At 48.9% G+C, this 5462-nt stretch carries 6 protein-coding genes; 3 read left to right on the top strand and 3 right to left on the bottom strand.

Features of this window, described 5'->3' with window-relative positions; genetic code table 11:
- From Q0546_RS00985 to yedF, 3 genes are all read left to right on the top strand, one after another.
- Positions 1 to 751: dihydroxy-acid dehydratase (locus Q0546_RS00985; protein ID WP_298789696.1), on the top strand; the 751-nt coding region annotated here is incomplete at its 5' end.
- Positions 752 to 1132: 381 nt separating this feature from the next.
- The gene (gene yedE / locus Q0546_RS00990) at positions 1133 to 2341 is read left to right on the top strand and encodes a selenium metabolism membrane protein YedE/FdhT (RefSeq protein WP_298789697.1); all 1209 of its coding nucleotides are present in this window, start codon (positions 1133 to 1135) and stop codon (positions 2339 to 2341) included.
- A 1-nt stretch (position 2342) separates the two neighbouring features.
- On the top strand, positions 2343 to 2585 hold the full coding sequence (yedF, locus tag Q0546_RS00995; protein WP_004323059.1) for a sulfurtransferase-like selenium metabolism protein YedF: 243 nt from the start codon (positions 2343 to 2345) through the stop codon (positions 2583 to 2585).
- A 393-nt stretch (positions 2586 to 2978) separates the two neighbouring features.
- Here yedF and Q0546_RS01000 read toward each other — a convergent pair whose 3' ends face one another.
- The 3 genes from Q0546_RS01000 to Q0546_RS01010 form a co-directional block, all read right to left on the bottom strand.
- Positions 2979 to 4124 (bottom strand): iron-containing alcohol dehydrogenase, encoded by a 1146-nt coding sequence (locus Q0546_RS01000; protein WP_298789698.1) that lies wholly within the window; start codon positions 4122 to 4124, stop codon positions 2979 to 2981.
- Between the two features lie 79 nt (positions 4125 to 4203).
- A complete protein-coding gene (locus tag Q0546_RS01005; protein WP_298789699.1) occupies positions 4204 to 4332 on the bottom strand; it encodes a hypothetical protein in 129 nt (42 codons plus the stop codon).
- A gap of 8 nt (positions 4333 to 4340) precedes the next feature.
- Complete coding sequence (locus Q0546_RS01010) at positions 4341 to 5459, bottom strand: cytochrome d ubiquinol oxidase subunit II (RefSeq protein ID WP_298789700.1); 1119 nt, start codon at positions 5457 to 5459, stop codon at positions 4341 to 4343.
- Positions 5460 to 5462: the final 3 nt, after the last annotated feature.

Here is a 5462-nt window from a genome sequence, read left to right on the forward strand (position 1 = left end):
CCTGCCAAACGTGCATATGGAAGACATCGACCGTGCGGGCGGCCTAAGCGCCGTGATAAATGAAATTTCGCGCCGCGATAACGGGCTGCTAGACCTTGGCGCGCCGACAGTCACGGGCGAGAGCCTAGGCGAGCGCGTGGGCGCTAGCGTCATAAAAGACGAAGAGGTCATCCATAAGGTCGAAAACGCCTATTCGGACGTGGGCGGACTGGCGATTTTGTTTGGAAATTTAGCCGAGCAAGGCTGCGTCATCAAGACCGCGGGCATCATCGGCGAGCGCAAATTTAGCGGCAAAGCCGTGTGCTTTAACAGCCAAGACGAGGCGATAGAGGGCATCTCAAAGGGCAAAGTCGGCAAAGGCGACGTGGTCGTCATCCGCTACGAAGGGCCGCGCGGAGGCCCGGGCATGCAGGAGATGCTAAGTCCTACGAGCCTAATCATGGGGCGAGGCCTGGGCGCGGATGTGGCGCTCATCACGGACGGTAGGTTTAGCGGAGCTACGAGAGGGCTAAGTATCGGGCACGTAAGTCCCGAAGCGGCCGAGGGCGGCATGATCGGACTGCTACAAGACGGCGACATCATCGACATCGACGTGGATACGTACGCGATCAACGTGCGCCTAAGCGAGACTGAGATAGCCGAACGCAGGGCTAAATTTAAGCCGATAGAAAAACCGCTGCCGTATCGCTGGCTACGAATGTATCGCAAACTGGTAACGAACGCTAGCAATGGAGCGATTTTGGAGGCGTAGGACTTTATATCTAAGATATTTTGGTAAAAACGCTAGGTTCTCTTTGGTCTAAATGCACGCAAAGCGGTAGCGACTAAAGAGAACCGCTAAAACATCCTCGAAAAAGCAAAATCAGGCGGTAGATGCCGGCCGAAAATCACGGTAAAAGATATAAACGAAAACAAAAAAGATGGTTATAGATTTTATATTTTAGATAAAAATATCGCAAATTAATCTAGCTACATTTTAATTTTATTTAATAATATTTTAGCTACAATTCTTATTTTTTAGCGTCAAGTTTGACGACCACGTTTTAGGATACCTAGATGACTACCTCATAGATACGCGTTTAATCTCAAATTTTAGTCTCGCGGGGCGAGGAAATTAATACAAAGAAAATTTATGTTTAAAGAATTTAGAACGAAATATCTAACGAATTTCTGGAACGTCGGGCAGGCGATGATTATCTTAGCCATCGTTGCGACCGTGTATTTTGGGATTTTTGGCGGCGGATGGGCGGTGACCGGCGAGATGACGCGCTGGGGCGGCGAGTTTTTGGAGCTTTTCGGGATGGATCTTAGCGGCTACTCCTACTACAAGATCACGAACCTTGACGGCAACCCGCTCACGCGCTTTGAGGGGCTTATGCTAATAGGCATGTTCGTCGGCGCTACGATCGCGGCATTTATGGCAAACAAAGTCAAATTTCGCCTACCCGCAAGCAAAATTCGCGTTTTTCAAGCTATCGTCGGCGGCTTGCTTTCGGGATTTGGCGCGCGTCTAGCCTTTGGCTGCAACTTGCTTGATTTTTTCACCGGACTGCCGTATTTTTCGCTACATACGTGGCTTTTTGCCGTATTTATGGTGCTTGGCATCTACGTCGCCGTCAAGGTCGGCAAGCTGCCTATCTTTATGCCTAAAACCGAACTTAAAAACTTCGGCCCAAAAGGCAAAGGCACGACGCACGACAAAGGCCGCGCCGACCGAAATTTTGCCATCGGCGTGATTATCGCGATTTTAGCGATTATCTGGTTTGCGTATCTTTTGATGCAGGCGCCGGCGCTCGATCTAAAAGTTAAAGCTAGCATCTTGCCGCTTGGACTGCTTTTCGGGCTGATTTTCGGCTTTATCATCTCAAAGGGTCAAATTTGCTTTACTTCGTGCTTTCGCGACCTGTTTTTATTCGGCAGGGACGTTGCGACGAAGGGCGCTTTTTACGGCATGATAATCGCCACGCTCATCGTTTTCGTGCTGATGCTAAACGGCTACGTCGGCAAGGTTACGAATTTCTCGCCGGCGGTTGCGATCGGAGCGTTTTTATTCGGCTTTGGTATCGTATTTGCGGGCGGCTGCGAGTGCGGCTGGACGTATAGAGCCACCGAGGGGCAGCTACACTTTATGATCGTTGGGGTCGCAAACGTCGTAGGAACTATGGTGCTAGCCCTTAGCTACGATCTTATCCCGGCATGGATCAAAGACGGCCCGAAAATCCAGCTTTTAGAGGTATTCGGTCCGCTGGGCGGCTTAGCGGTAAATTTATGTTTATTCGTTTCGGCGCTGCTGCTGGTGTTTATCTACAAACGAAATTTCTTCGCCAAAGGAGGCTACTAAGATGCATGAAGACGATTTTGAAATAAGCTATACGCTCGATATCCTAGGCGAGGCTTGCCCTATGCCCGCCGTCGCGACGCTAGAAATCCTACCGAAAATGAAAAGCGGCGAGGTGCTAGAAGTGCTTTGCGACTGCCCGCAGGCGATAAACTCGATCCCTTACGACGCGAGAAACAGGGGCTTTGAAGTGCTTAAAATCGAGCAAGACGGTCCGACGCTTAGATTTATCATCAAAAAGCCTTAGTTTAAATTTAGGCGCAGAGCAGGGTTTAGTCGCGCCCTGCTCTATTTTGCTACGGCGGGCGGGTAAATTTACCGCTTGCAAAGTAAATTTTGCTCGCCCGGGCGCGTTTTGTTTATCTTGCGCGCTTAAATTTATGATTCGTGCAGTATTTTGCGTTGTCGTTTTCGCCATGCCGAAATTTACCTGCCGCGCGCGTATTTCGTACTTTTGCGTTTAAATTCGCAACCCGGAAAAACTCGGAGTAAATTTAAAGCGCAAAATTTACAATTCGGCAAATCAGATCCGCTTTACCAAAGCGCCGAAATTTACCAATTTATCTCGCAGCGGTTAAATTTAAACCGGCGCATTTTCGTATCTTGCTAGCGCCGAATTTAGCCGCAAATTTACTCAAATTTACTTCGCCAACTCAAAAATCTCTTTGATGTTTTCCTTTGTGTAGAGCTTATCTTTGCGCCAGTTTGCCGCGTAGTCGTGGGCTAAATTTACGACTTCTTCTAGCGTTTCGCCCTCTATGCCGACAGCTTTTAGGTTAACTGGAGCTCCGATTTTACTAAGCCACGCTTTAAAGGCGGCGATGCCTTCATCGGCTGAGTTTACGCCGAAAATCTCGCGTGCAAAACGCTCGAATGCGCCCAAATTTCGGCTCTTGTACCACTTCATCCAGGCAGGTATTATGACCGCTAGACCCGCTCCGTGCGCACAGTTTACGACCGCGCTCATGGCGTGCTCTAGCATGTGGTTTGGGTAGGAGTAGCCGTGCGTGCCGACGTATGTTAGGCCGTTTAGCGCCATCGTCGCCGCCCAGGCAAACTCGGCTCTGGCATCGTAGTCGTCGGGATTAGCTAATAAAATTTCAGTCGTTTTCATCACGGTTTTGATGTTGGACTCGATGTAGAGGTTGATGATATCAGGCTGCACGCTAGCAGTAAAGTATCCCTCGATGCTGTGCGCGATGACGTCGGCAGCGGAGTATGCCAGGTACTCGCGGCTAACGCTAGCTTGCAGCTGAGGGTTTACGACCGAGACTAGCGGATATAGCACGTCGCCGTGGATAGAGAATTTTTGTTTTGTGGCTTCGTTTGTCACGACTGCGCCCGAGTTCATCTCACTACCCGTCGCCGCAAGGGTGATGACGTCAAAAATTTTTAGCGCGCGGCTCGGGTTCTTGCCCGTGAAAAAGTCCCACACGTCGCCCTCATATAGCGCGCCCGCGGCGATGGCTTTGGCGCTATCTAGACAGGAGCCTCCGCCTACGCTTAGCACGCTGTCGGCGTTAAATTTCTTAGCTAGCTCGATGCCTTCGTAAACTTTGGTTAGCACGGGGTTGCTAACTACGCCGCCAAGCTCTATAAACTCTATGCCGTTTTCTTTTAGGCTCGCTGCGACCGTATCGAAGAGTCCGTCTTTTTTGATGCGTTCGCTGCCGTAGATCAGTAGGGTTCTTTTAGCGTCAAATTCGCGCATATAAAGCCCAACATTTCGCTCTTTGCCTCTGCCGAATTGTATTTTAGTGGGGTTGTGAAAAGTGAAGTCAAACATCTCGTTCTCCTTAAAATTTTAGCCTCATTATAGCGATAAAAGCTAAAATTTAAGTAGAACGAGATTTACGGATCAGCGCTTATTCGCGCAAATTTCCAAAGTATTTGTCGCTATTTTTCTCGACGTGCTTGATGTTAAAATGGACGAATTTATATCCGCCAAAAAGCGCCAAAACCCAAAGAAAAAGAAAAACTATCGCTTCTATCATTTTTATCCTTAATATGCGTGATGATCGTGCTTGATCTCGTCCGCGGTGATCTTTTTGCTGTCCATCGCGCGCCAGACGACGAAAATATAGCCCAGAACAAATGGCACTAGCAGGCTCACGTAGGCCATGACGTTTAGCGTGTAGTGGCTAGAGCTTGCGTTTTTGATGGTTAGCGAGCTTTGCAAATTTGAAAACGACGGATAAAACGCCGTGTCCGCAAGCCCGGCTATCAAAAATAGTCCCGTAACCGTTAGCACTACGCCCGCGCCGTAAGGCACTACGCCGTAGATGCTAGTCGTAAATGCGCCTTTAAATATACCAAAAAGCACGAGTCCGACGCCTATAACTATCATCGCTGCAACAAGCGGCATCTGTAGTAAATTTAGAGCGTATTTAAAGCCCACTAGGCTCACTACGCCGCTCTCGTCGTATGCAAAACCGGTCTTGGTAAATATCCAAGCGATGAATATCAAAAAGAACGGCAAAAACAAAATAGTATTTTTTAGCGCCGCTTTTCTGGCGCTGGCTCTTATCTCCTCATCGTCGATATTGTTGATGAGGTAGAGCGCTCCGCCCACGCGAGAGAGAAAAAATACCGCGATGCCTAGCGGATAGAGCATGATGTTGCCAAGCGCCTCAAGTCCGCGAAACGGCGTTTGCCACTGTACGAAGTTGTGCTCGTTTAGTAAAAAGTCGCTGCCAGAAAAAAACGTGCTAACTGCCATGCCGATGAGTATAACGCCTAAAGAGCCGTTTATGAAAAGGAAAATTTCATAGGTTTTTTGACCTAGGAAGTTGTCCGGTTTTTTTCGGTACTCGTAGCTCACGGCTTGGAGGATAAAGCAAAACAAAATCGCCAGCCACACCCAGTACGCGCCGCCGAAGCTTGTGGCGTAAAACAGCGGAAACGCCGCAAAGCACGCGCCGCCGAACATTACGAGCGTTGTAAAAGTAAGCTCCCATTTGCGCCCGATAGAATTTATCACCATGTCCTTTTGCAGCTCGTTTTTGCAAAGTCCGAAAAGCAGCGTCTGTCCGCCCTGAACGAACATCATAAACACCAGCAAACCGCCTAGCAAGCTAACTACGCACCACCAGTAAATTTGTAAAAATTCTAAACTAAGCATGGT

Origin of the sequence: uncultured Campylobacter sp. (genome assembly GCF_937997465.1) — a bacterium.
Taxonomy (GTDB): Bacteria; Campylobacterota; Campylobacteria; order Campylobacterales; family Campylobacteraceae; genus Campylobacter_A.